At 54.2% G+C, this 23,501-nt stretch carries 25 protein-coding genes and 1 pseudogene; 14 read left to right on the plus strand and 12 right to left on the minus strand.

The annotated features are described in order from the left end of the window. Positions 1-5 precede the first annotated feature (5 nt). A complete protein-coding gene (locus tag E1H13_RS18580; RefSeq protein ID WP_240966718.1) occupies positions 6-1,853 on the minus strand; it encodes an ATP-binding protein in 1,848 nt (615 codons plus the stop codon). Between the two features lie 89 nt (positions 1,854-1,942). Beyond that, positions 1,943-2,164, minus strand: a complete 222-nt coding sequence (locus E1H13_RS18585; RefSeq protein ID WP_169615410.1) for a hypothetical protein — start codon at positions 2,162-2,164, stop codon at positions 1,943-1,945. Between the two features lie 148 nt (positions 2,165-2,312). Here E1H13_RS18585 and lepA point away from each other — a divergent pair, with 148 nt between their 5' ends. Continuing rightward, positions 2,313-4,118, plus strand: a complete 1,806-nt coding sequence (lepA, locus tag E1H13_RS18590; protein ID WP_169615412.1) for a translation elongation factor 4 — start codon at positions 2,313-2,315, stop codon at positions 4,116-4,118. Positions 4,119-4,124: 6 nt separating this feature from the next. Continuing rightward, positions 4,125-4,409 (plus strand): DUF4058 family protein, encoded by a 285-nt coding sequence (locus E1H13_RS18595; protein WP_169615468.1) that lies wholly within the window; start codon positions 4,125-4,127, stop codon positions 4,407-4,409. Between the two features lie 65 nt (positions 4,410-4,474). On the opposite strand, the gene E1H13_RS18600 is transcribed toward E1H13_RS18595, so the two are convergent. The 3 genes from E1H13_RS18600 to E1H13_RS18610 form a co-directional block, all read right to left on the minus strand. Continuing rightward, entirely contained in the window at positions 4,475-4,819 is a 345-nt protein-coding gene (locus E1H13_RS18600) for a DUF86 domain-containing protein (protein ID WP_169615414.1), read from the minus strand. Continuing rightward, positions 4,806-5,141, minus strand: coding sequence for a nucleotidyltransferase domain-containing protein (locus E1H13_RS18605; RefSeq protein ID WP_169615416.1), 336 nt, complete (start codon positions 5,139-5,141; stop codon positions 4,806-4,808). Before E1H13_RS18605 ends, E1H13_RS18600 begins: the two co-directional genes overlap by 14 nt. Positions 5,142-5,255: 114 nt before the next feature. Next, positions 5,256-6,986, minus strand: a complete 1,731-nt coding sequence (locus E1H13_RS18610; protein WP_169615418.1) for a diflavin flavoprotein — start codon at positions 6,984-6,986, stop codon at positions 5,256-5,258. A 1,091-nt stretch (positions 6,987-8,077) separates the two neighbouring features. Between E1H13_RS18610 and E1H13_RS18615 the strand changes: the two genes are divergently transcribed. The 9 genes from E1H13_RS18615 to E1H13_RS18655 all read left to right on the plus strand — a co-directional run bounded on the left by E1H13_RS18615 (position 8,078) and on the right by E1H13_RS18655 (position 16,063). After that, the gene (locus E1H13_RS18615) at positions 8,078-8,962 is read left to right on the plus strand and encodes an MnmC family methyltransferase (protein ID WP_169615420.1); all 885 of its coding nucleotides are present in this window, start codon (positions 8,078-8,080) and stop codon (positions 8,960-8,962) included. A 687-nt stretch (positions 8,963-9,649) separates the two neighbouring features. Continuing rightward, positions 9,650-9,907, plus strand: a complete 258-nt coding sequence (locus E1H13_RS18620; protein WP_169615422.1) for a hypothetical protein — start codon at positions 9,650-9,652, stop codon at positions 9,905-9,907. 300 nt (positions 9,908-10,207) lie between these two features. Then, positions 10,208-10,399: an NAD(P)H dehydrogenase subunit NdhS gene (locus E1H13_RS18625; RefSeq protein ID WP_169615429.1), complete on the plus strand. Its 192-nt coding sequence runs from the start codon at positions 10,208-10,210 to the stop codon at positions 10,397-10,399. A gap of 3 nt (positions 10,400-10,402) precedes the next feature. Next, positions 10,403-11,059: an HAS-barrel domain-containing protein gene (locus E1H13_RS18630; RefSeq protein ID WP_169615431.1), complete on the plus strand. Its 657-nt coding sequence runs from the start codon at positions 10,403-10,405 to the stop codon at positions 11,057-11,059. Positions 11,060-11,061: 2 nt separating this feature from the next. Then, positions 11,062-12,237, plus strand: a complete 1,176-nt coding sequence (locus E1H13_RS18635) for an FAD-dependent oxidoreductase (protein ID WP_169615433.1) — start codon at positions 11,062-11,064, stop codon at positions 12,235-12,237. 607 nt (positions 12,238-12,844) lie between these two features. Further along, complete coding sequence (gene accD / locus E1H13_RS18640) at positions 12,845-13,795, plus strand: acetyl-CoA carboxylase, carboxyltransferase subunit beta (protein WP_169615435.1); 951 nt, start codon at positions 12,845-12,847, stop codon at positions 13,793-13,795. 217 nt (positions 13,796-14,012) lie between these two features. After that, positions 14,013-14,519 (plus strand): photosystem II cytochrome c-550, encoded by a 507-nt coding sequence (gene psbV, locus E1H13_RS18645; RefSeq protein WP_169615437.1) that lies wholly within the window; start codon positions 14,013-14,015, stop codon positions 14,517-14,519. 192 nt (positions 14,520-14,711) lie between these two features. After that, entirely contained in the window at positions 14,712-15,128 is a 417-nt protein-coding gene (gene petE, locus E1H13_RS18650) for a plastocyanin (RefSeq protein WP_169615439.1), read from the plus strand. Between the two features lie 236 nt (positions 15,129-15,364). After that, positions 15,365-16,063, plus strand: a complete 699-nt coding sequence (locus E1H13_RS18655; RefSeq protein ID WP_169615441.1) for a Uma2 family endonuclease — start codon at positions 15,365-15,367, stop codon at positions 16,061-16,063. A 256-nt stretch (positions 16,064-16,319) separates the two neighbouring features. On the opposite strand, the gene E1H13_RS18660 is transcribed toward E1H13_RS18655, so the two are convergent. The 7 genes from E1H13_RS18660 to E1H13_RS18690 all read right to left on the minus strand — a co-directional run bounded on the left by E1H13_RS18660 (position 16,320) and on the right by E1H13_RS18690 (position 21,584). Beyond that, positions 16,320-17,114 carry an amino acid ABC transporter ATP-binding protein gene (locus E1H13_RS18660; RefSeq protein WP_169615443.1) on the minus strand — a complete coding sequence of 265 codons (795 nt, stop codon included), beginning with the start codon at positions 17,112-17,114 and terminating at the stop codon, positions 16,320-16,322. A 74-nt stretch (positions 17,115-17,188) separates the two neighbouring features. Continuing rightward, positions 17,189-18,112 (minus strand): transporter substrate-binding domain-containing protein, encoded by a 924-nt coding sequence (locus tag E1H13_RS18665; RefSeq protein ID WP_169615445.1) that lies wholly within the window; start codon positions 18,110-18,112, stop codon positions 17,189-17,191. Positions 18,113-18,234: 122 nt separating this feature from the next. After that, positions 18,235-18,885, minus strand: a complete 651-nt coding sequence (locus tag E1H13_RS18670) for an amino acid ABC transporter permease (RefSeq protein WP_169615447.1) — start codon at positions 18,883-18,885, stop codon at positions 18,235-18,237. Between the two features lie 46 nt (positions 18,886-18,931). Then, entirely contained in the window at positions 18,932-19,606 is a 675-nt protein-coding gene (locus E1H13_RS18675; RefSeq protein WP_169615449.1) for an amino acid ABC transporter permease, read from the minus strand. Positions 19,607-19,814: 208 nt separating this feature from the next. Further along, positions 19,815-20,702 carry a prenyltransferase gene (locus tag E1H13_RS18680; RefSeq protein ID WP_169615451.1) on the minus strand — a complete coding sequence of 296 codons (888 nt, stop codon included), beginning with the start codon at positions 20,700-20,702 and terminating at the stop codon, positions 19,815-19,817. Positions 20,703-20,916: 214 nt separating this feature from the next. Continuing rightward, positions 20,917-21,246, minus strand: a complete 330-nt coding sequence (locus E1H13_RS18685; protein WP_169615453.1) for a hypothetical protein — start codon at positions 21,244-21,246, stop codon at positions 20,917-20,919. 68 nt (positions 21,247-21,314) lie between these two features. Then, the gene (locus E1H13_RS18690) at positions 21,315-21,584 is read right to left on the minus strand and encodes a YciI family protein (protein ID WP_169615455.1); all 270 of its coding nucleotides are present in this window, start codon (positions 21,582-21,584) and stop codon (positions 21,315-21,317) included. A 99-nt stretch (positions 21,585-21,683) separates the two neighbouring features. On the opposite strand from E1H13_RS18690, the pseudogene E1H13_RS18695 reads away from it, so the two are divergent. The 3 genes and pseudogenes from E1H13_RS18695 to E1H13_RS28065 all read left to right on the plus strand — a co-directional run bounded on the left by E1H13_RS18695 (position 21,684) and on the right by E1H13_RS28065 (position 23,439). Then, positions 21,684-22,266: pseudogene (locus tag E1H13_RS18695) on the plus strand (IS607 family transposase). Further along, positions 22,253-23,005, plus strand: coding sequence for a transposase (locus E1H13_RS18700; protein WP_169615458.1), 753 nt, complete (start codon positions 22,253-22,255; stop codon positions 23,003-23,005). The pseudogene E1H13_RS18695 and the gene E1H13_RS18700 overlap by 14 nt, the downstream one beginning before the upstream one ends. Positions 23,006-23,016: 11 nt before the next feature. Next, positions 23,017-23,439 (plus strand): IS200/IS605 family accessory protein TnpB-related protein, encoded by a 423-nt coding sequence (locus E1H13_RS28065; protein WP_169615460.1) that lies wholly within the window; start codon positions 23,017-23,019, stop codon positions 23,437-23,439. Positions 23,440-23,501 lie beyond the last annotated feature (62 nt).

Raw genomic sequence — 23,501 nt, forward strand, 5'->3', positions numbered from 1 at the left:
ATCGCCTAGGCGGTGGGCGGATATAACGGTTCCTTATCAATCATCACCGGCTCTTGATACAGCAGAGAGGTGAACGTGACCGTTGATCCTAGGCCTTCCCCCATGCTGATAAACTGCGTCACTCCTCCCATCGCTTCTACCAGACGCTGGGAAATAAACAGGCCTAGACCAGTGCCGCCATACTGACGGGTGCGATCGCCGTCTACCTGGCTAAAGCTTTGAAACAGTCGGTCTTGCTTTTCTAGGGAAACCCCAATGCCAGTATCGGCGACGCTGATTTTCACCACCCCCGGCCAAGTCTGATCTTTGTAGTCTGCTTTTTGGGGCTTAACCTCGGCTTTAATGGTGACTCCCCCTTCGTGGGTAAACTTTATCGCATTGCCCATTAAATTCAGTAACACCTGCCGCAGGCGCTGATAGTTGCTATGCACCACAATCTCATCCCGAGTGGCAGGGAGCAGAATGTCCAAAAACAAGCCCTTCTGCTCTGCCTGGGGACGCATGAAATTGCCCAGGTCTACGAGTAGTTCCTGTAGATTGACTGGCCCCATGTCAATGGCCATTTTGCCTGCTTCTATTTTGGCGATATCTAAAACATCATTAATTAAATCAAGCAGGTGAATCGCCGACTTGTGGGCCTCCTGGATGAATTCTTCTTGTTCAGCGGGGTCATCGGCCATGCCGTCTAGCACCAGCCGTAAAAAACCGATCATGCCGTTGAGGGGAGTCCGCAACTCATGGGAGGTGTTGGCTAAAAATTCGCTTTTTAGCCGAGAGGCTTCTTCCGCTTGCTGACGGGCTTCTTCTGCCTGGCGACGGGCCGCTTGAAACTCCCGCTGTTTGTCAATCAGGCTGGCGTTTGCCTGTTGCAGCTTAATGGCCAGGGCATGACTTTCGCTAAACAAGGTGGCGTGGGCGATCGCCGTGCCCACCTGATCCGCCAAATCAGTAATTAAACTTAGCTCCACCTGTGACCAGGAGCGGCCCACGCTGTAGAGCAAAATGAAACCGTTAATTTCTTTTTGATAGCGGGTGGCCACCGCCACCAGAGACTGATCGCTATGGGCCCGGGATTGGGTCAAGAGAGCGATGGAGGTTTTGGCGGTCGCCTCCAAGTGAGGAAGTTCGCTAGGGGGGAGTGACTGCCCTTGCCAACTGGACCAGTCCCTCGTCTGCAAATATTCGGCCACCACCAATGTCTGCGGAGTATCTGGATGGTAGCTGCAAACAATACAACGATTGACCTCAAACAGATCACCCAGCCCTTCTACCGTCTGCTGCCGAATAATGTCTAAATCCAGGGTCCAACGCACATTGCGGGTAATTTGGTTGAGCCGGGGAGAGTAGGCTTGCAATTGGGCACAATCATTGGGACTGCTGGCCTCTGGTAAGAGGGCCACATGGCCAGGGGGCGGCAGGTTAGGAACAAACCAAGGGTTATCCCCCAAACTCTCTAGATTGAGCCAGTAGCCAATGGCATTGATCCGAAACAATTGGCCATCGGGACCGGGTATACCCTGTAAATGCCACTGACTCGCCAAGCTATGGGCACCGAGAGGGCAGCGGCCAGAGAGTTGTACCCCTGGCCCTAGGCACATCACTGTTTCCAGAGCTTGACTCAGGCTGGGGTTGGGGTCAAAAGCAATCACCTCCGCCAAATGACGCCCTACCCAACTCGCCGCCAGTGCTGGCTGAATTGACTTGTCCCCTAGGGGTTGTACGGATTCCACTACCCCTGCTGGGTTAAGCAACATCACTACCCCAGACGGCTCACCCCCTTTGGAGGCGATCGGGGTAGCCTGGGTAACGTCTTGGGCACAGTTTACAGATGTCATCAGGTCAGATTGACCCATGGGGCAAAGCGGCTAGGTGTATTTTCCCGAATCCTAACCGAGGGGTGGGGCGAATGCCAAGAGTATGAGGGGTGACACCCCTAGGCAGGTTAGTCGTTCCACTCGCCTTTGGGCGGCACCGTGGGATTGCGGGGGAGGGTGCGAACTAAGTCGTCTTCATAACGGCGATCGCCCCGTAACCATTGTCGTAGGGCCACCTCAATCACTTTGCTGGGGTCCTGGGTTAGATGGCCGACTTGATCTAGCAGTTCTTTATCGAGCTGAATGGACAGCTCGACCTTTTCTGACGAGAGGGAACCTGACTCAGCCATACCAGTACCTATATCCTTTTGCGTCGCTAATTCTAAGGGTATTCTATCTATAGACTAATCCCCACATGATTAGCGATGAGCATTGGACAAGGCAACCCACTACAATAGTGGCAGCCTGTTAACTTTTTTATGGATTGGTCACGCTTGTATGACAGAGGTTCCCGTCTCTCAAATTCGCAATTTCTCGATTATTGCCCACATTGACCATGGCAAATCGACCCTGGCTGACCGGCTGCTCCAGCGTACTGGCACCGTCAGCGATCGCGAGATGAAAGCCCAGTTCCTCGACAGTATGGACCTGGAGCGAGAGCGGGGCATTACCATTAAGTTACAGGCGGCCCGGATGAACTACCGGGCCAAAGATGGCAAAGACTATATCCTGAACTTGATTGACACCCCTGGCCATGTGGACTTTTCCTATGAGGTGTCGCGATCGCTGATTGCCTGCGAAGGGGCTTTGCTGGTGGTGGATGCCTCCCAGGGGGTCGAGGCCCAGACCCTGGCCAACGTCTACCTGGCCCTAGAAAACGACCTGGAAATTATCCCCGTCCTCAACAAAATTGACCTGCCCGGGGCCGAACCCGATCGGATCAAGCAGGAAATTGAAGACATCATTGGCTTAGACTGTAGCGACGCCATTTTAGCCTCCGCCAAAGAAGGGGTAGGTATCGACGAGATTTTAGAGTCCATTGTCTATCTGGTGCCACCCCCCGAAGACACCACTGACAAACCCCTACGGGCGCTGATTTTTGACAGCTACTACGACCCCTACCGGGGAGTGATCGTCTACTTTCGGGTGATGGATGGCAGCATTCGCCGTAAAGACAACGTACGGCTGATGGCCTCTGGCAAAGAATACGAAATTGATGAACTGGGGGTACTGGCCCCCACCCAGGTCCAGGTAGACGAACTCCATGCCGGAGAAGTGGGCTACTTTGCTGCGTCCATTAAAGCCGTAGAAGACGCCCGGGTGGGCGACACCATTACCCTGGCCCAGGCCCCCGCCGCCGAGCCCCTACCCGGCTACACCGAGGCTAAACCCATGGTGTTCTGTGGCCTGTTCCCCACCATGTCAGACCAGTTTGAGGAACTGCGGGAAGCCCTGGAAAAACTGCGCCTCAGCGACGCCGCCTTGCAGTATGAGCCCGAGACCTCCAGTGCCATGGGATTTGGCTTTCGCTGCGGCTTTTTGGGGCTGTTGCACATGGAAATTGTCCAAGAGCGCCTAGAACGGGAATACAACCTGGATCTGATTACCACCGCCCCCTCGGTCATCTACCGGGTGACCACCATCCAGGGAGAGGTGCTGGAAATTGACAACCCCAGCACCCTGCCCGATCCCCAGGCTAGGGAAAAAATCGAAGAGCCCTACGTGCGCCTGGAAATGATCACTCCGGAAGAGTATGTCGGCCCCTTGATGGAGCTCTGCCAGTCCCGTCGGGGCGATTTCAAAGACATGAAGTACCTGGCCCAGGGCCGCACCACCCTGGTGTACGAGGTCCCCCTGGCGGAGGTGGTGACTGACTTCTTCGACCAGATGAAGTCCCGTACCAAGGGGTATGCCAGCATGGAGTACCACCTGATCGGCTACCGCGAGAATCCCCTTGCCCGCCTTGACATCTTAATCAACGGCGATCCGGTCGATTCTTTGGCCTCCATTGTCCACCGCGACAAGGCCTACTATGTGGGCAAAGCTCTGGTAGAAAAGCTGAAAGAGCTGATTCCCCGGCACCAGTTCAAAATCCCCCTGCAAGCCGCCATCGGCAGTCGCATCATTGCCAGCGAGAGCATCCCAGCCCTGCGTAAAGACGTGCTGGCCAAATGCTACGGCGGTGACATTTCCCGGAAGAAAAAGCTACTGCAAAAGCAGGCGAAAGGCAAGAAGCGGCTAAAGGCGATCGGCACAGTGGATGTTCCCCAAGAAGCCTTCATGGCCGTCTTGAAGCTGACCTAAAATCTAATATGGTGGGTAGCCCCATCCACCTACTCTATTTTGGTGAGTCCCCAGAACCTGAGACCCCAGGCACAATGGTACGGGTTTAATCTGGCAGATCCAATTCCTGGCTTTGCCCTACCACTGCAACCTGAAGATGCCGCCCCAGTTGTAAATCTAAAGCAGCTATTGGGTGGGATCTACGATCGCTCCGGCTACGGTTTAGTGATTGATTATAGCCAAGCCCCAGAACCGCCATTGAGCGAGGCCGACGCAAGTTGGGCTAAACCCCTCAAAGGAAGTCATAATTGAGCGGTAGTCTAGCAACCCGTTTAGCTATTCCCCTGAACCTTGATGAGACCCTCATGATAACGCTTTCATATTTCCTCCGGAGGAACAATAGCTTCTAAAGCCTCAATCAATTCTGGCAAAGCAAGTTGAACTGTGTCCCAAATTATCTCAGGATCTAAATCATCATATTCGTAGATCAAGCGATTACGCATTCCAATTATTTTAGACCAGGGAATATCTGAAATTTTCGCTTGAGTTCCAGTAGAAATTCTGCGAGCTGCTTCTCCGATAATTTCAAATTGACGGGTAACCGCCGCTTGACGCATTAAATCAACTTCAAAGGTTGCCCAATCTATTCCGGCGACAAAATCTTGAGCTAACCGTGCCGCATTCAACATATCCCTTAGATAATTTAGCTCACGCGGTAGCATAAATAACTTTGGCAGAATTAAGGATAGATTGTCGACGGTGATGGTTTTGGCTGCGCTCAATCCCTCGACGACTGGCTAAGTCAACTTTTCTTTGAAAAATTTGTTGAATATCTGCTTCCATATCCACTAAGTCGAACAGTGTCCAGTGCGCTTCTTGGGCAAAGGAGACAAGCACATCAATATCACTGCTCTCTGGGCAAAAATCTTCCCTTAGGGCGGAGCCAAATAGCGCAAGTTCAGTAATTTTCCAGCGATGGCAAAATTCAACAATTTTCTCATGGTCTATTAAAATCTTTGCCTTTGCAACTTCAGACTCTTGCATAGCCAAACTAGTACTCTGAGGCAGAAATCAACTTACTGTTAAGGACGTTTAAAATCCTTGCGCAGCAACAATTTTTCATCTTGAACTTTGCATTTTTAGTTCCGCGTAGCGGTACTAGTAATAATTACCCACTTTTCGATGGTGGACTGCCGTTACCCCATCGGGGTCCGACACCTTGCCATCCTGCACCGTACAGTACACAATCCAGTGATCACTCACTTCCATACGGCTGACCACCTCACATTCCAGGTAGGCCAGGGCATCGGCCAGCAAGGGGGAACCATTGGTAGCAGGGCGGGTGCGCACCCCAGCAAAACGATCAGCCCCAGGGGCAAATCGCTTCAGAAAGTGTTTCATCAACGGCAGGTGCTTACCTTCTTCCAGCACGTTGAGCACAAACTGGTCGCCCACCTGCATGAGTGACTCGATCGCTCGATCTTTGGCCACCGCCACCGTAAAGCCCAGGGGTTGAAAACTGGCCTGGGCCACCCAGGAGGCCAACATGGCGCTGGAAACTTCTCCCTTTTTAGCGGTAATGATGTACAGCCCGCTGCTGATGCGGCCCAGGGCTTTTTCCAGGTCAGCATCGAGGGACTTCAACTTTTTCAACTTCTTGGCCTGGCCTAGGGTTTGGCCCAGGTCAGTGCCGGCTTCTTCGCAGGACTGGTAGAGGCCTTCACCGGGGGTATCCTTAATCCGAATTGGGGCAAAGGACTGAACTAAGTCCAGGTCTTGAAACTTGTTGGCCAGGGGGTCTACGGGCTCATCGTTGCCGCCGTAGGACTCGAACAGCCCGATGGTTTGCTTACCATGGACGGCGGCCAGAATCGTGCCCAGGGTAGCCTGGGTTTCTTTGGCACCGGTACCCGAGGCGGGGGGCATGCCAATCACAATGCCCTTAGCCCGGCTCACCAGTTCGGTCACCTCCTGGGGGTCAGCGGAGCGCATGTCCATCATTTCGACCGCCACATCGGTTTTGGTGATACCTCGGGCGATCGCCTGGGAGACGCGATCGCTAAAGCCGTAGTCAGACACATAGAACACCGCCACCAGGTTTTCGGCCTTGGCCTTTTCCTGGCTCCAACGCTGGTAGCGCCCCGTCAGTTCCGCCACGTTGTAGCGCAGCAGGGGGCCGTGGCCAGTGCCGACAATATTAACCGGGGGCAGGGCGGCCATCCGCTTCATGGCCGACAGCACCGAGCGGGCGTTGGGGGCCATCAGGCATTCATAGTAAAAGCGAAAGTCTGGGGAAATGGCCTCTAGATCTTCGTCGTAGGTGGCGTCGCTACAATAGTGCAGGCCAAAGGCATCACAGGTAAATAAGACCCCAGTTTTGTGGTCGTAGGTAAAGATGGTGTCGGGCCAGTGGAGGTTGGGGGCATTGACGAACTCCAGGGTGTGCCCCTGGCCCAGATCCAGGGTGTCACCGTTTTTGACAATGAGCCGCTCGAAAGGGCGATGGACTAGATCTTCCAGAAAGGCGATCGCCACTTTTGCCCCCACCACCATCGCCTGGGGGGCCAGTTCCAGCACATCCCGCACCAGGCCACTGTGATCGGGCTCAGTGTGGCTGATCACCAGGTAGTCGATGGTTTTGGGGTCGATTTCCCCGGTCAGGGTTTTCAGGTACAGGTCCCGAAACTTGGCATGGGAGGTATCTACCAGGGCCACCTTGTCACCGCGAATGATATAGGAGTTATAGGTGGTGCCATTTTGCAGGCCAAACTCGATGTCAAAGCGATCGCGATCCCAATCAAGGGAGCGAATGGTGGTCGTGTCGTCTGCCACCGCTTCTACCTGGATGGTAAGGCGCTTTTGCTGAGTGCTGGGTGCGGCTGCAACCATGGCGATTCTCCCAATACGTCAAAACGTGGACAGGGCTAAGGCAGCTTTGCATCTGAACCTGAGCCTGAGCAACGTTTCTTAACCACTTGTATTCTCGCTTTAAATTCAGTGCTTGGGGTTTACGATCTCTGATGAGTATTATTGCCACCGATAAACCTGTGCTGCTGCGCTGGCTCACTGAATACGGATGCCTGGTGTAGCAGTATATATCCGGCCATCCCGAGCGGCGCAAATAGACCCAGTCCGCCTACCCAGAACCACCAAAGGATGGGCTCTAAGTCGCTGGCTTCACTGAATGCTGGTATTAGGAATCCCGTGGCGGCGAACAGTAAGAGCGCGGCCAACCCAAAGATCGCCAGGGTCTGAATCCAACCCATTGGTGCAGTTTGAGCTGGTGGTGATGTGTCCGATGCCTGCGGCATTCAGTCTCCTGAATGGATTAAGGATCTAACGGTGAAGTTGTGCGGCGGCAGACAAGCTTGAATTCCCACTGATAACCTCTGTACCGCTGCACCAGCATAGGGCGACACGCCTTCTCGACGGGATTGAGGCGGAAGGGCTATGGGTGGTTGTCGCAGAGGTTGGCGACACAGACGGGGATGACCAATGAGTGGTTAGCACAACAGGGATTGCTCTCGATTCACGACCTCTGGATGAAAGCCCAGGGGTACGATGAGAAGTCGGTCAGTTTGTCTGGTAGTTAGGTTGACACCCATTGCCGAGCCGGACGATGGTCGATGTGGGAGGGGGAGTTCGTGAGGATTCTCCCTATCTCGATTAGGCCGCCGCAACATTATCACCAAGCCCAACACCAACTAAGCCTATTGAAAGACAACCGCTCTGGACCTAGCCCCCTGGCACCTAGACCCAAGTATGATCAAGACACTTGGCTTAAGACCAATAGTCCTAGAGCACCGGTACAGTACGTCAAAATCCCAGGGTGCTTGGACTGATTGACCCTGAGTTTCGGGGCATCCGGTTCTGCCCTGGGATCTGTACTGGCGTTCTATCCCCCGTCCAGCCCAGGATCTATCGGTTATCCCAAGTAGAGCTCCTGGTCTGTGCTTAGATGTGGTGTATCCCCAACTCCCATGCTACTCTCCGGCTCCCTCACCCCAGAACCCACCGCCGATGGCTCTTTCACCCTGTTTTCAGAAGACTTTGGTGAGTGGTTCCACAGTCGCGAGGGGGCCTATGCCGAAGCCTATACCACCTATGTGGAGGCCACAGATTTAGCTACCCTGGCCCAGCGGTCCTGCCTAACCCTGTTGGACGTGTGCTATGGCCTGGGTTACAACACCGCCGCCGCCCTAGCCACCATCCAGCGGGTAAATCCCCAGTGCCGGGTGCAACTGGTGGGGCTGGAGCTAGACCCCAGGGTGCCGAAATACGCGATCGCAGCTAACCTGACCCATGGCTGGCCCCCAGCCGTGCAAGCCCACCTCAAGACCTTGGCCGACACCGGCAGCGTGGAAACCCCTTACCTCAGCGCCACCCTGCGCATTGGTGATGCCCGCCAGCAGATTCAGGCCCTGGTCCAGGCAGAATTCCAGGCCGATGTCATCTTTTTTGACCCCTTTTCACCTCCCCATTGCCCTGAGCTGTGGACCGTAGAGTTCATTCAACAGGTGGCCCACTGCCTCCATCCCCAGGGAAAATTGGCCACCTACTCCTGCGCCGCCGCCGTGCGCACCGCCTTGCAGCAGGCTGGCCTCGCCATTGCTCCCCTAGCCGCCGCTGGTCGGCGCTGGCCCGGCACCCTGGCTCAGTTTGATTCCACCGGGTTGCCGCCGTTGTCTTTGCAAGCACAAGAACACCTCGCGACCCGCGCCGCCGTCCCCTACCGTGACTCCAGCTTGAGCGATGATGCCGACACCATTCGCCAGCGACGACAGCAGGAGCAGACTCAATCTGCGTTAGCGTCTACATCTGGTTGGCGACGGCGTTGGTTGAAGGGTGGGGGAGTGGGGGAGTGATGGGGTGATGGGGTGATGGGGTGATGGGGTGATGGGGAAGGTGGGGTTGGCGTAGGGGCGGACCCGTGTGTCCGCCCTGGCGGGGGAATGGGGAGGTGGGGAGGTGGGGAAGGAGGAGAATTTTGGATTTTGGATTGAAATCGTAGGGTGCATTAGCGGTCGGGATCTGGCTATTGGTGGTCAACCTGGGGCCGCAATGCACCGCTTTTGAGAGGTAATGAAGGAATGGCGTAGGGGCGGACCTATGTGTCCGTCCTGGGAGGATTGGTAACGGGGAGAATTTTGCATGGAGATGTGAGGATGGGGAAGGAGGAGGATTTTGGATTATTCCCTATTTCCCTTTTCGTTTTTCCCTTTTCGTTTTTCAGATGCGGACCCAGGTGTCCGCCCTGGCAGGGAATGGATAACGGGGGAAATTTTGAATTTTGTAGGGCCTTGCCCTTCCCGAAGGGTATTTTGAACTTTATTCACGCAACATCCCCGAAAGAGCAACAGAACTGAAACAGACGGGAGCGTAAGTAAACTTTCTTTGCTGGCTTAACGTTTAATTGCAACGCTCAATCTCCTGGCAGACGGTCATGTTAAGGTCCAGACATAGTGAGCAATGTCAAGCGTCCGGGCCGGTTGCTATCCTCACCATCCTTGACCCGCAGCCAAGCTGGGCTCTTGCAAGGAGAGTACCTAACCATGAACAGTAAGCTAATTGGCTTTTCGAGCCTGTTAACGGCGTTGATTGGAGCCATGATTGGCCTGGGCATCGCTACAGCGATGGAAAATCAATACCAGAGTCGCCTTTACCAAGATCTCCATCTCAAGTTTGCCTTGGTTGGGGCGGGGTTAGGGGCTGCCGTCGGGGCAGGACAAGAAAGCGTTAGAGAGCTTAAGGCTCAGCAAGAACAGGAGTATGCTTCCGATCGCTCTCACCATAATGGCTTTAAGGGCTAATCAGATCATCCCAGTACACGACGACATCAGTACACGGACACAATTACGGACTAATCCTTGATCCGGCCTTCGACTCCGCTCAGGCCTCGTCGCTGGTTGAGCGGAGTCGAAACCAGCGACGTTGAGCCCTTTATTTTTGTCCACCTACTTAATTTAACTAACCCTTCCTGATCCCTAACCCCTGCCACCCGACACCCGACACCCCAGCCAAGCTTGTGTCGGCGTTATGCAGACAGGCTGCGGCAACTTGCTTTAGACTATTGCCAATCACCTATCGCTAGCGTGCAGGGCGTTTTTCATATGATTTTTCCTGGGGCACCGGTTACGGTAATCAACGTTAACGACACTTACTACGGCTTTCAGGGGCTGGTGCAGCGCATCAGCGACGGCAAAGTGGCCGTTTTGTTTGAGGGGGGCAACTGGGATAAGTTGGTCACCTTTAACATGTCTGAGCTAGAGCTTGTCAGCAGCAGCGGCAAGCGGCGGAACTAGGTTATGCGTTTGCCCTTGCCCCAGGGGTTGGCCCAGTCGCGATCGCCCGATCACATTGCCGAGGTGATCGAGACCTCCACCACTGAATTTCTGGCCCAGTGCTTGGAGCCCGAGGATTTAACCTTTCCAGTGATGCCGGCCTTTGGCAGCTGGGTTACGGCCCAGGATGAAGACTCGAACAATCAAATTTTTGGGGTGGTGTACCATGCCACCACTAGCCCCATTGATTCGGTACACCGAGCCAGGGCACTGGGCTTGTCTTTAGATGATCTACGAGAGCAGCAGCCCCAGATTTTCGCCATGCTCAAGACTGAGTTTCGGGTAGCGATTGTCGGGTTTCGCAGCCCCGATTTTGCCGGTCACCCCAGCGGACCAATTTTTCAGCACCTACCGCCTCGCCCACCCCAGGTGCATCAGGCGGTGCATCACTGCGACCCCGACGGGGTGATTGAGTTTACCGAACAGCTCGACTTTCTCAAAACCCTGTTGGCCCTGGGTAATGCTCCGGTGGATAGCCTGGTGGCGGCCGTGATTCGCCACGGCTACCAACTGCGCAGCCTAGATCGCCCCTGGCTAGTGCAGGCGGGACGCAGCCTCAGCGTATTTTTGAAGGATGACTACGATCGCCTGCGGTTAATTTTGGGCCAGATCCACCCCTAACTATGCAAACCTTTGACTGGATTGTGATCGGTAATGGTTTGACTGGGGCGGCGGTCAGCTATGAGCTGGCCAGGCAGGGATTTTCTGTATTGCTGATCGACCAGTCCCTATACCCTGCCAACGCTACCCGATTTAGCTATGGCGGTATTCCCTATTGGGCCGCCACCACAGAGCTAACTCACACCCTTTGCCAGGAGGGGATAGCCAAACATCGACAACTGTCCACTGAACTAGAGGCAGACACCCAGTTTCAAGAGTTGGACTTGGTGCTGACGGTACCCCCAAGAACCGATGAGGCAGACCTGATCAACCAGTACGCCAAATTCGCCACCCCACCCCAGCGAATTTCTGTGGCTGAAGCTCAGGCCCTAGAGCCCTTACTCAATCCAGGGGCGATCGCAGCGGCCTTCACCGTACGCCATGGCCACGTCTCCCCTACGGCCCTGGTGCAGGCCTACAACCAGGCCTTTCATCGATTGGGGGGCACTCGCCTGGTCGCCCCTGTGACCGGCCTGGTGCGCATTAAAGACCGAATAACCGGGGTGCTAACGGCCGAGCAGGCTTACCCCGCCCAGGCGGTATTGGTGGCCGCTGGGGCCTTTGGCCGCCAGCTACTGGCCGAGGTGGGGTTGTCAATTCCGCTCTACTACACCCATGCAGAACTAATTGAGACACCGCCCGTGCCGCTTTCACTGCAAGCGCTGATTATGCCAGCGGTGACCCAGCGGTTTGAGTTAGAAGATCAAGCCAGCCGGGCCGCCACCGACCCCCTCTGGGATCAGCCGGGCCACGAAATTACCCCACCCATTCTCGATAGCGGGGCTATTCAGTTCCAGGATGGGCATCTTTGCCTGGGGCAAATTAGCCGTACCCTAACGGCTTTAGATGCCCCGGTGGATGCGGCTGACAGTGAGCATCAAATCCGCACGGCGATCGCTCAGATTTTACCGGCCTTAGCTGACGTACCGGGCACCTGGCACCGCTGCTTGGTCAGCTTCTGTCGGGATAGCTTGCCCTTAGTCGGCCCCCTCCCTGGTTTAACCGGGCTGCATTTGTTCACTGGCTTTAGCGCCCCCTTTGTCTACGCCCCCGCCGTCGCCCAGCGGTTTGCTGAAGCCATGCAGAGTGGAGCTGACCAGGGCTTACACGCTTTGGCTCCAGGTCGATTTGAAGCCTAGTCTTTGGTCCCGTGGGTCACGGCAATCGGTACAGTAGGTCAAGATCCCAGGGTTCTTAGGCTCAGTGGACAGGATTTTTGGGGCACCCTAGGGCAGACCCCTAGGATCTGTACTGTAGGAATATCAGGCGTACACAAAAGGGTACCACCGTGGAGGATGCACCCTAGGGCAGACTCCTGGGATCTGTACTGTGGGTTATCGCGGTGCTAGGGACGCAGATGCTGACGCCAGAGTAATCTGCCGCCTCACCCAGGCTACTGGCTTGCTTCATTGCTTTTTTTTCGCTCTGCCAACCTGGGCAGGTATTCTATCGGGATTCCTCTATTACCCCTAAGCCAAACCCGCTAGGATGAAGAGTATGCTTTGTAGCAACCGCCACTTTTTGGTGCCATGGGGCTAGTCGTCGTCTGGGGTAGGGGTGCCCTACTTACTGGCGCATTAGCCTGGACTCATTGGCTCTGTGGTCAACGCTATATCGTTAATCCAGCCATGGGATGTGACCATAAGGAAACGCTCAGGGTTGGAGTTGCTATCGGTCTAAGTTTGGGTATAGCCAAATTTAGACCTATTATGATTGTTCTGCCGCCGTTGAGCCTCCCCTTAAAGCATGTCTCTGTTTGACTGGTTTGCCAATCGTCGTAAGTCTGGCCCCATTAGCGAAGATCGCCAAGAGCGGGAAATTGCCGATGGCCTCTGGACCAAGTGTGAGCACTGTGATGTGCTGACCTACACCAAAGATCTACGGGCCAATCAGTGGGTCTGCGGAGAGTGTGGCCATCATCACCGCATTTTCAGTGATGAGCGCATTCACCAACTGATTGATGCCAACACTTGGCAACCTTTAGATCCCCACATTCAGCCCAAAGATCCCCTAGGGTTTAAAGACCGCAAAGCCTACAGCGATCGCCTGCGGGATACCCAAGCCAAAACCCAACTGACTGATGCCGTGCAAACGGGTCTGGGCCAGTTGGAGGGGCTGCCCATCGCCCTGGGGGTAATGGACTTTCGGTTTATGGGCGGCAGCATGGGCTCTGTGGTGGGGGAAAAGCTGACCCGGATGATTGAACAGGGTACCCGCGATCGCCGAGCCGTGATTATTGTCTGTGCGTCTGGCGGGGCTCGCATGCAAGAGGGTATGCTCAGTCTGATGCAGATGGCCAAAATCTCGGGAGCCCTGCAACAGCACCAAGCCGCAAAACTTCTTTACATGCCGATTCTCACCCACCCCACCACTGGAGGAGTCACCGCCAGCTTTGCCATGCTGGGGGACATTATTTTGGCTGAGCCCAAGGCCACCATTGGCTTCGCTGGACGGCGGGTGGTCGAACAAACCCTGCGAGAAAAGCTACCCGACGACTTTCAAACCGCTGAATACCTTCAAGATCATGGCTTTGTTGACCTGATTGTGCCCCGCACTCAACTCAAAGCTACCCTGGCTCAGTTGATTCGTCTCCACCAGCCAGTATCGCCAACAGCGCCCCACTCTTCGGCCCCTATGGCCGCTTGGAAAAACGGGTCTAGCCCCGTGGTGACAACCCCTACAAGGGCCGACGATTAACCCAGAAATCCAAGAGCATTCGCCCAAAAGCGTTGTAACGGCCCCTTTCGGTGGCATGATAGTCATTACTGGACCGACTCAATTGGTATAGCCATACCCCGGTATGTTGCTTTGATCAGCTTTGTCAAAGGTGACCAACTGGATTAAGTTTACGGTTATAGCTATTGAGATCGCTGTGTTGACGTTATATCCAAGCCATATACATTTGAGGAGAACCATGTTGAAGAGATGCATTTGGCTAGTTGCAGTCGCACTCTTCTTTGTCAGCCATCTGATAATGGGAGATGCTGTCGCAGCCGAGCTAGATGAAGCGACTCGCACCGTGCAGCTCAATCCTGAGGGAGACACCGTCGTCCTCAGCGTAGAGCAGATTACTCGGGGACGTCGTCAATTTAACTACGCCTGTGGCACCTGTCACGTCGGCGGCATTACCAAAACCAACCCTACCGTAGGCTTAGATCCTGAGTCTTTGGCCGGCGCCCTGCCTCCCCGCGACAATATTGAAACCCTGGTGGAATATCTGAAAGAGCCCATGACCTATGATGGCCTTACCGATATTTCTCAAATCCATCCTAGTAAGAAGAGCGCAGATGTCTTCCCGAAAATGCGGAGTTTAACGGAGGAAGATCTGGTGGCGATCGCTGGCCACATTTTGGTTCAACCGAAAGTGGTTGGTGATATGTGGGGAGCTGGTAAGACCCGCTTCTCTGCACCCCAGGTATAGCAACAGCTTGATAATTTACTCCTACTGGGGTTATTCAAAGCGTTCTAAGCACCAGGTTTTGGCCTTTGGGGTGGCAATTACTACATCTCAGAGGCCAAGAACTATTAGGAAACAGGTAAAATCCCTTTAAGGATGCTGCCTAGCACCTATTTTGTTTGATTGAACTGGAGATACAAGCCTTTAGAGGTAACTATGCAACGTGTTTTTCGTGCCGCCCAGCGCTTGGGCCTCGTGTTTCTGTCTGCTCTGCTAATCATCGGCAGTCTGACCCTGGCCTCCGCCCCTGCTGCGGCCACCAACTATGACGTCAAAATGGGCTCCGATGCTGGCCTGCTCGTATTTGAGCCCAGCACCGTTACGGTTAAACCTGGCGACACCGTCACTTGGGTCAATAACAAAATGGCCCCCCACAACGTCATCTTCGATGATGCTAATACCCCTGGCGACAAAGCCCTGGCTGATAGCATTTCCCACAGCCAGTTGACCTTTGCCCCTGGCGAAAACTACTCCACCACCTTCACTGGTGACATGCCCGCTGGTACCTACACGTACTACTGTGCCCCCCACCGTGGTGCTGGCATGGTCGGTAAGGTGATTTTGGAAGGCTAATTGGCCGCTCCCTCTCTAGGACTAAGGCTATGGTCCGAGTCCATGGGAGGTAACCCAATTAACCTCAATAATGCGTTGAAGCCTCGCCAGCACTGGTGGGGCTTTCTAGTGGTATGGGGTTGACTCACATTGCTATACGCCGTTGCCCCATCCCAGTTTTCAACTGTAACAGGGGTTAATGTCATCAGCGCAATGGCCATCGCTATACTAAGAGCAGCCGCCGCCCTAGATTTGCTATGACCCCAGCTCAGCAGCCCGGTACCACCGCGATCGCCCCTGACGATCCGTCCCAGACGGCGGCATCCCAGGCTGGGCAGGCTGTAGTGTTTCCCCCCGGCGACCTCTACAGTAACGAACCTCCCTTGGAAACAGAACTCCATCTACGCCAAATTCTGCTGTTGATTCAATGTCTGGATTGGCTGTGGCGCGATCGCCAAGATTACTACGCCTTTGGCAACCTCACCATTTACTACAGCCCTCACCAACGCAAGTCTGACGACTTTCGAGGCCCAGACTTCTTTGTAGTACTGGGCACCGAGCGCCGCCCCCGTAAGAGTTGGGTGGTCTGGGAAGAAGAGGGTAAGTATCCCAACCTGATTATCGAGCTGTTATCCGACTCCACTGCCAAAACAGATCGCGGCCTGAAGAAGCAGGTCTACCAAGATACCTTCCGCACCCCCGACTATTTCTGGTTCGACCCCCACAGTCTGGAGTTTGAGGGGTTTCATCTAGTGGATGGCACCTATCAGCCGCTGGCAGCCAATGAGCAGGGTTGGTTATGGAGTCAGCAGCTGGCACTTTACCTGGGAGTCCACAATCACCAACTGCGCTTTTTTACTCCGGACGGTACGTTGGTACCCACCCCGGAGGAGCGTAATGAAACGTTGGCAGTCAAGCTACGGGAGTTGGGGGTTGACCCCGATGAGATTTCCTAGACTAAACCAGCTCCAAGTCCAGACCTGGAGTTCTGCCTGTAGGAAAATTCCAGGTCCCGAGTTGGACTTGGTATAAAAGCGGAATCTTCCCTCTCGGACATTTCCTAGTGTTGAGTGGTGCTTAGTGGTCTGTCAATTCTAAATTTGTAGGTTGGGTGGCGCGTTAGCAGAACCCAACAAGGCTGACTGCTGTTGGGTTTCACTGCGTTTCACCCAACCTACGGAACCTTATTTTTTAGTCTTGACGCTGCACTAGTCAATGCAAGATTTGAGAGAGAAACTGGCGAGTGCGATCGCGTTGGGGATTGCTAAAGAACTGCTGCGGCGTACCCTCTTCGACAATCAGCCCATCCGCCATGAGCACAGCCCGATCCGCTACCTCCCGGGCAAACCCGACCTCGTGGGTAACGCACACCATGGTCATACCGTCGGCGGCTAGGGTGCGCATCACATCCAGTACTTCCCGTACCATCTCCGGATCGAGGGCACTGGTGGGCTCATCAAACAGCATTACCTTGGGCTGCATGGCCAGGGCCCGGGCGATCGCCACCCGCTGCTGCTGTCCGCCAGAAAGTTGACCAGGGTACTTCTGGGCCTGGCTGAGGATGCCCACCCGCTCCAGCAATTCCCCCGCTTTGTCTTTGGCCTGGGCTTTTTTCCAACCCCGCACCTCCATCGGGGCCAACATGACATTTTCCAGCACCGTCAGATGGGGGAATAGGTTGAACTGCTGAAACACCATACCCACCTCCCGCCGGATCGCCTCGACGTTGCGCATCTTAGGGGCGAGGACAATGCCGTCAATTTCAATGCGGCCTTTCTGGTAAGGCTCCAGGGCGTTGAAGGTGCGAATGAAGGTGGACTTGCCGGAGCCTGATGGCCCCATGATCACCACTACCTCACCGCGACGCACCGTCAGGTCAACGCCTTTGAGTACATGGAAGTTGTTGGAGTACCACTTTTCAACGCCCTCAGCAATGATGATGGCGTCGGAGACAGAGTCAACCGCCTGGGCGGCGGCGGTGGCCGGGTCAAGATGGGGGGAAGTCATGGCTTTGGAATGGATGAACGACTGAGGGAAACTGAGTCCGAGATAACCATCCCCTCCGAGGAGGGGACTTTTCACTACACGTTGGGTAGCTCTAGGGGTTCACCAAACCACTTCTCCGACAGCTCATCCAGGGAGCCATCCAGGCGCTTATTGGTTACAAACACGTTTAGCCACTGCAACATATCCAGATCGCCCCGGCGCACGCCGATGTAGCAAGGCGAGTTACGAATCACAAACTTGTTCTGCAGGTTGCGACCCGGGTTTTCTTGGATTACCTGGGCGGCGATGGTATTGCCCACGGCGATTAGGTCTACCTGGCCCGCCAGCAGAGCCGACACTGTGGTGCTGTTATCGTCGTAGCGTTGGATGGTCATGTTCTCTGGCCCCCGGCTTGATAGATCCAGATCTTCGATCGCCCCCTGGGTGACGCCCACCGTATACCCCGACAGGTCATCGTAGGAGGATACGTCTACATCGGCAGCGCCGTAAATACCTGAAAAGAACGGAGCATAGGGCCGCGAGAAGTAGATCGACTTAGCTCGCTCTGGGGTGGCCCCCAGGCTGGAGATCACCACGTCCACCCGGTTGGTTTGCAGGTAGGGAATGCGGTTGGTGCTGGTGACTGGCACCAGCTCTAGATCCACCTCCAAAGCTTCGGCCAAGAGGCCTGCCATATCGACATCGTAGCCTTGGGGCTGCATATCGGCCCCGACGAAGCCAAAGGGCGACGAGTCTTGGGGTACCGCTACTTTCACCGTGCCCCGGCTGAGGATGTCATCAAGGGTAGACCCCGCAGCAACGGGGGCACCCCCCTCGGCTGGGGCTTGGGCGGTAACATCGCCCGCCACCGACTGGCCAGTAATCGAGCCTCCACCACCGCAAGCGACAATGCCGACGACCATAATCAGGGCGATCGCGATCGCTGCCCAGGGTCGCCGCCAGGTCGCCCAAACCCTTCTGGACCGCAGGTTTTCAGAAGAATTACGTTGAACAGTCATAGTCTACGTCCTTGTATTCTGTGTACAAAAGATGTGAGAAGAGCAGGCTTGGTTGGCGTTCCCGACAGTACGTTGCTTCCCCAGGCTGCACGGATGTACTGTGCTAGATCCCGATGGGATGGCTACTCAAAAACGAACTGGCTCTCCAGGCGCTTGCTGAGCAGCGATAAGGGAAAACAGAGGCAGAAGTAGATCACTGCTGCGATGGAAAACACCAAAAACGGCTGAAAAGTGACATTACTAATGGAGGCTGCTGATCGCGTCAACTCCACAAACCCAATCACTGAGGCTAGAGACGTACCCTTCACCACCTGTACCGCAAACCCCACCGTGGGCGGCACCGACATTTTCACCGCCTGGGGCAGAATGATCCGCCGCAGCTGTTTGAAATAGTTCAACCCCAGAGCCCGGGCTGCCTCCCATTGGCCGCTGGGGATAGCCTCAATGGAGCCACGCCAGATATCCGCCAGAAAGGCGCTGGTGTAGGTGGTTAGGGCAATGGTCGCCGCCTCCCAGGCCGACAGGTTGATCTGAAATAGCACTGAAATGCCAAAGAAGACCAGGAACAGCTGCATGATCAGTGGTGTACCCTGAAAAAATTCGATGTACACCACACTGGGCACGCGCACCCAGGTCAGAGGCGAAATTCGCATCAACATCAGCAAAAAGCCCACCAGCCCCCCCCCCGCAAAAGCAATCAGCGACAGCACAATCGTCCAGCGGGTGGCCAGTAGCAGGCTGTAGGTAATGTTAGTGAGGGTGAAATCTTGCATGGGGCAGAACTAAAGATTGGTAAAAAAAATAAACCTAAGGAAACCCTCAGCGCACATAGCGCATAAAGCCAAAAAAGCGTCGCTGAATCAGGTAGGCCGATAGCTTCACAATCCACACGATGACCAGGTACAGCAGCGAGATAAAGAAATAAATCTCAAAGCTGCGGAAGGTGCGCGATTGCAAGTAGCTACCCACAAAGGTCAACTCCTCGGCAGAAATCTGTGACACCACACTGGTGAACAGAATGGCGATTACAATCTGGCTGACAAGGGAAGGGTAAATATTTCCTAGGGCAGGCACCAGAACAATACGCCGAAAGATTTGCATTTTGTTTAGACCCAAGGCCATCCCTGCCTCTATCTGTCCTTTGCCGATGCCTTCAATGCCCGCTCGCACGATCTCAGTAGAGTAGGCCCCAAAGTTGATGGCCAGGGCTAGTACTGCCGCTTGCCAGGACGTCATTCGCAGACCCACACTGGAAAAGCCGAAGTAAAAGAAAAACAACTGAATCAGAAACGGGGTGTTGCGAAAAAATTCTACGTAGGCGACAGCGACACTGTTAAGAATGCGGTTGCCAGAGGTGCGGCCCAGGGCACCCAAAATGCCCAGCAACAGACCTAAGAGAATGGAAGTCATGGCCAGTTGCAGTGTGGCGATCGCCCCTTCGATAAAGAAGCCCAGGTTATTGAAGATAACGGAGTAGTTTAGGGTGTATCCCATGGATTAAGTTACTTTTTGAACTTGGGGCGCAAAGAGCTGTTAAGGCAAACTCACGAAATTCACCCACAGATTATGACCCGGTCGCCCAGGGTCATTTGTGATATCTGATACATTCCGTGTGGATCAGCACTGCTGTCGGGTTGACGAGGGGGGTCGGGGGCTTGGGTCGGCGGCTACAGACTGGTCAGGGGGGTTGCGGGTTGGCGGCTTACCGGAATACTGCTGCGATCGCAGCGGGCAGAAACAGATAACCATCAATCAAAATGCTGTATACGCTGCGCGGGGTTGTGGGCTTGATTAAGCACAGGGCAATGATATTCACCGCAATACAAGGTAGGGCGATCGCCGGGTCTGGCACTCGGAGCGACTGCATCCAGCCCCAGGCCACAACCCCCAGGGCCAGCCCGTTCAGCCCAAACCAAATGCGACGGTTGCCAGTGACCCCAACCAAGCTAGGCAATGTTTGCACTCCCGCTTGCCGGTCTGACTGAAGATCGCGTACATCAAACAGGTGAGAGTTTGTGCCGACAAAAATCAGCAAAAATAGACTGGTGATACCGGCCGACAAGGTAAACGGTTGCTCTGCATAGGCTAAAGGAACCGCAATGACGGCATAGGTGATCACACTGGTGACAATCCAGGCTTTAGTCGCGGGTACGTCTTTGAGGCGAAACCATTGCCAGCGATCGCGCCCCCGCCAGGGAAAGATCGGCAACCCGTAAATGAAAGGAATCAAGCCCGCTAAACTAACCATGACAACCTGCTGGTTAGCGCGATACAGCAATATCGCTGTGGCGACAGTGGCTAAGGTCAAAATCCCCCAGCCCCAACCCTGGCGAAAGTAATTCTGAGCTTGGGGATCAGGAATCTCTTGAAAATAGCTATCGGCAATGCGATCGATGTTGTAAGGGATCAGTCCTATGGCAAAAATCAGCAGTACGGGTGCCCAGTCAAAGGCAAGACCCAGAGTAGACTGCACAAACGGAACCAGCGATGCGATCGCTGCCGCGACCCAAATACTGGGGTAAACCAGTATCCACAGAAACAGACGATGACTAGCCGCTGCGGCGCGACCAACGTTAGGTAAAGAGACCAAAGGTTAACGACAATAACAACAGTTGCAATCCGTCGGCGAGATAATCAGCCACAGCAAAACCTCAGCTGTGGTAGTATTCACCGATTTTTCAAGAGCATTGGCCCATTGGCCCATGGCTAGCCGTCACCAGGATTAAACCGCGCGGCAACAACCGTTCAATCACGGGCCTTCTTATTAAAAGTTAACACAACCAGATCTAGGGCTCAGTTAGCGACTACCCCCATAGCAACCGCACCAGCAGCAACAGGCAGGCCACCCCTAGCAACGGGGTGGAGATCGCCACCACCCGAGCCGCCAGCCAGGCAGGGAGAAATATATCTCTGACAACTTGGCCCTCAGGCGTCAGATTTTCTGCCCAGGTCCTCAACGGGCATCGAAATCCATTGCCAGCGTAGATAGCCACTTCTATGGAAATCAGACCAAAGGCGATCGCAGTCCATGGACTCAGCTGATTGGTGATACCGCAATACAGCAGAAACAGAATAGAGCCGAACATCACCCCAAAAACAAGGGTGTGGATGAGTCTGACCCAGATGAGCAACATGACCGTGTCCCTAAAGGCTTCTATAGCCATCGGTATTGTCTATTGTTTATCGCTTGTTTATCCCTCGCCTAAAACACTTGATTCCACTCATAGACGTAATATTCGGTCCAGATGCCGTTTTGCCAGTAAGGGTCTGCTTCTACCAACTGGCGCACAGTGGCTTCGCTATCAGCCTCATAGATACCAAATACCCTGGTGTTATCCGTGGTGGGGCCCAGGGCCAGCAGCGTTCCTTTGTCCTTCTGGGCTTGTAACCCCTGTAGGTGGGCGTCTCGATAGGGTGCCCGCTTTTCCAGGACGTTCTCGCAGTAGCACCCCCACATCACATATTTAGCCATAGCGAAATTTTCTAAATAAATCACCGCTGATAGTATCAAAGTATGACGAAACTTCATTCATTTCCTAGACAAATGCAGACAACATGGTACACTTGTATCATGAAATTATCTGACTACGCCGCACATCTCGGAGTGTCCTACAAAACAGCTTGGCGCATGTGGAAGCGCAATGACATTCCACATCGCGTTGAGCAGTTGAGTACGGGCACTATCATCGTCCATCTCAGGGAGGGCGAATCAAGCCCTGGCGTGCGGGCGGCGATCTATGCGCGGGTTTCATCGTCGGAGAACAAAAAGAACCTTGAGGCGCAGTCTGAAAGGTTGACTCAATACGCCACGGCAAAAGGCTATCAAACAGTAGTTGTGGTGAAGGAGGGTGGGGAGCGGGTGGAATGACCAGCGCAAAAAACTAGACGCATTGCTGAGGCGAGATGGCTACGACATCTTAATTGTTGAGCATTCAGACAGGCTGGCGCGGTTTGGGGTTCGTTATATTGCTGCCCTGTTAAAGCGCAATGGTTTGAAGCTAGAAGTTGTGAATACAGCCGACAATCAGCGAGACGAATTGATGCAAGACCTGGTTGCTATCGTGACCAGCTTTGCGGCTCGACTATACGGTCAGCGCAGGGCAAAACGTAAAACAGAAGCGATTGTGAAGGAGCTTCAAGATGCAGCTAGTTGACCGTCATGTTATCCGCAAGACCAGTCCGTTTTGGGCAGAGATTGATGATCTGGCTTTCCGGTCAAAGAATCTGTTCAATTACGCTAACTACCAGATTCGTCAGCGATTTATCTTTCAGCGTGAGTACTTGAATTACAACTACATGGCAGCAGCGCTGAAAGACTCGCCCGACTACAAGACGCTGCCCGCCAAGGTGAGTCAGCAAATCCTGATGCGCCTAGATGAGTCGTGGCGGTCATTTTTTGCAGCTATTAGAGAATGGAACGTTCATCCAGAAAAGTTTCTGGGCCGACCTAAGCTACCAAACTACAAGGACAAGGAGAAAGGCCGCAATGTGCTTACCTACACGATTCAAGCCATCAGCCAGAAGTGGCTGAAGCAGGGCTGGATCAACCCATCCATGACGGGCGTGTTCATCAAAGTGCTGCACGACAACGTGCGACAGGTACGCATTGTCCCGAAGTGTGACCACTACGTTATTGAAGTCGTCTACGAAAAGGAGGCCAAAGACCTTGGACTAAACCCGGACAACATGGCCAGCCTTGACTTGGGCGTAAACAATCTTGCCGCACTAACCTTCAATAAGCCAGGCTTTCAGCCTGTTCTTATTAACGGCAGGCCGTTGAAGTCCACCAATCAGTACTTCAACAACGTCAAAGCCCGGTTGCAGTCATTACTCCCTGGCAACCGCAAAACTAGCAATAAGGCGATCTCTAGGAAAGATTTTCCCTTGATGTAGCTCGATATCTGATGGGCAAGCAAGCTTTGCCCATCCTACGGGGGTATTTTGTTATCCAGAGATTGCCTAAGATCCGCCGACTCACCCATAAGCGGAATGCCCGAGTAGATCACTACCTTCACACCGCCAGTCGGTGGATTATTGACTACTTGATTCAGAACGATATTGGCACTCTGGTCATTGGCAAAAATGACCTCTGGAAAAACGGCATTAACATCGGGAAGCGAAACAATCAGCAGTTTGTCCAAATCCCGCATGGTCGTTTTGTTCAGCAGCTCATCTACAAGGCGCAGCTTGTTGGCATCCAGGTCTTTGCCCAGGAGGAGTCCTACACCTCCAAGGCCAGCTTCATGGACGGGGATGCCATCCCTGTCTACGAGAAGGGCGGCGAGGTCAAGCATCGGTTCAGTGGTCGGCGCGGGTTTGTAAAGTAGTTTGTGTCAGATATGGGATTGCTACATAGGGAACCTGCCTTCAAACTCAATGGCAAATCGAT

Source organism: Nodosilinea sp. P-1105 (assembly GCF_012911975.1).
Classification (GTDB): domain Bacteria; phylum Cyanobacteriota; class Cyanobacteriia; order Phormidesmidales; family Phormidesmidaceae; genus Nodosilinea.

What these genes read in the sequence shown, in the direction of transcription:
- E1H13_RS18580 (WP_240966718.1), bottom strand. Translation starts at nt 1,853, where the DNA reads ATGGGTCAATCTGACCTGATGACATCTGTAAACTGTGCCCAAGACGTT.
- E1H13_RS18585 (WP_169615410.1), bottom strand. Translation starts at nt 2,164, where the DNA reads ATGGCTGAGTCAGGTTCCCTCTCGTCAGAAAAGGTCGAGCTGTCCATT.
- lepA (WP_169615412.1), top strand. Translation starts at nt 2,313, where the DNA reads ATGACAGAGGTTCCCGTCTCTCAAATTCGCAATTTCTCGATTATTGCC.
- E1H13_RS18600 (WP_169615414.1), bottom strand. Translation starts at nt 4,819, where the DNA reads ATGCTACCGCGTGAGCTAAATTATCTAAGGGATATGTTGAATGCGGCA.
- E1H13_RS18605 (WP_169615416.1), bottom strand. Translation starts at nt 5,141, where the DNA reads ATGCAAGAGTCTGAAGTTGCAAAGGCAAAGATTTTAATAGACCATGAG.
- E1H13_RS18610 (WP_169615418.1), bottom strand. Translation starts at nt 6,986, where the DNA reads ATGGTTGCAGCCGCACCCAGCACTCAGCAAAAGCGCCTTACCATCCAG.
- E1H13_RS18615 (WP_169615420.1), top strand. Translation starts at nt 8,078, where the DNA reads ATGCTACTCTCCGGCTCCCTCACCCCAGAACCCACCGCCGATGGCTCT.
- E1H13_RS18620 (WP_169615422.1), top strand. Translation starts at nt 9,650, where the DNA reads ATGAACAGTAAGCTAATTGGCTTTTCGAGCCTGTTAACGGCGTTGATT.
- E1H13_RS18625 (WP_169615429.1), top strand. Translation starts at nt 10,208, where the DNA reads ATGATTTTTCCTGGGGCACCGGTTACGGTAATCAACGTTAACGACACT.
- E1H13_RS18630 (WP_169615431.1), top strand. Translation starts at nt 10,403, where the DNA reads ATGCGTTTGCCCTTGCCCCAGGGGTTGGCCCAGTCGCGATCGCCCGAT.
- E1H13_RS18635 (WP_169615433.1), top strand. Translation starts at nt 11,062, where the DNA reads ATGCAAACCTTTGACTGGATTGTGATCGGTAATGGTTTGACTGGGGCG.
- accD (WP_169615435.1), top strand. Translation starts at nt 12,845, where the DNA reads ATGTCTCTGTTTGACTGGTTTGCCAATCGTCGTAAGTCTGGCCCCATT.
- psbV (WP_169615437.1), top strand. Translation starts at nt 14,013, where the DNA reads ATGTTGAAGAGATGCATTTGGCTAGTTGCAGTCGCACTCTTCTTTGTC.
- petE (WP_169615439.1), top strand. Translation starts at nt 14,712, where the DNA reads ATGCAACGTGTTTTTCGTGCCGCCCAGCGCTTGGGCCTCGTGTTTCTG.
- E1H13_RS18655 (WP_169615441.1), top strand. Translation starts at nt 15,365, where the DNA reads ATGACCCCAGCTCAGCAGCCCGGTACCACCGCGATCGCCCCTGACGAT.
- E1H13_RS18660 (WP_169615443.1), bottom strand. Translation starts at nt 17,114, where the DNA reads ATGACTTCCCCCCATCTTGACCCGGCCACCGCCGCCGCCCAGGCGGTT.
- E1H13_RS18665 (WP_169615445.1), bottom strand. Translation starts at nt 18,112, where the DNA reads ATGACTGTTCAACGTAATTCTTCTGAAAACCTGCGGTCCAGAAGGGTT.
- E1H13_RS18670 (WP_169615447.1), bottom strand. Translation starts at nt 18,885, where the DNA reads ATGCAAGATTTCACCCTCACTAACATTACCTACAGCCTGCTACTGGCC.
- E1H13_RS18675 (WP_169615449.1), bottom strand. Translation starts at nt 19,606, where the DNA reads ATGGGATACACCCTAAACTACTCCGTTATCTTCAATAACCTGGGCTTC.
- E1H13_RS18685 (WP_169615453.1), bottom strand. Translation starts at nt 21,246, where the DNA reads ATGTTGCTCATCTGGGTCAGACTCATCCACACCCTTGTTTTTGGGGTG.
- E1H13_RS18690 (WP_169615455.1), bottom strand. Translation starts at nt 21,584, where the DNA reads ATGGCTAAATATGTGATGTGGGGGTGCTACTGCGAGAACGTCCTGGAA.
- E1H13_RS18700 (WP_169615458.1), top strand. Translation starts at nt 22,253, where the DNA reads ATGCAGCTAGTTGACCGTCATGTTATCCGCAAGACCAGTCCGTTTTGG.
- E1H13_RS28065 (WP_169615460.1), top strand. Translation starts at nt 23,017, where the DNA reads ATGGGCAAGCAAGCTTTGCCCATCCTACGGGGGTATTTTGTTATCCAG.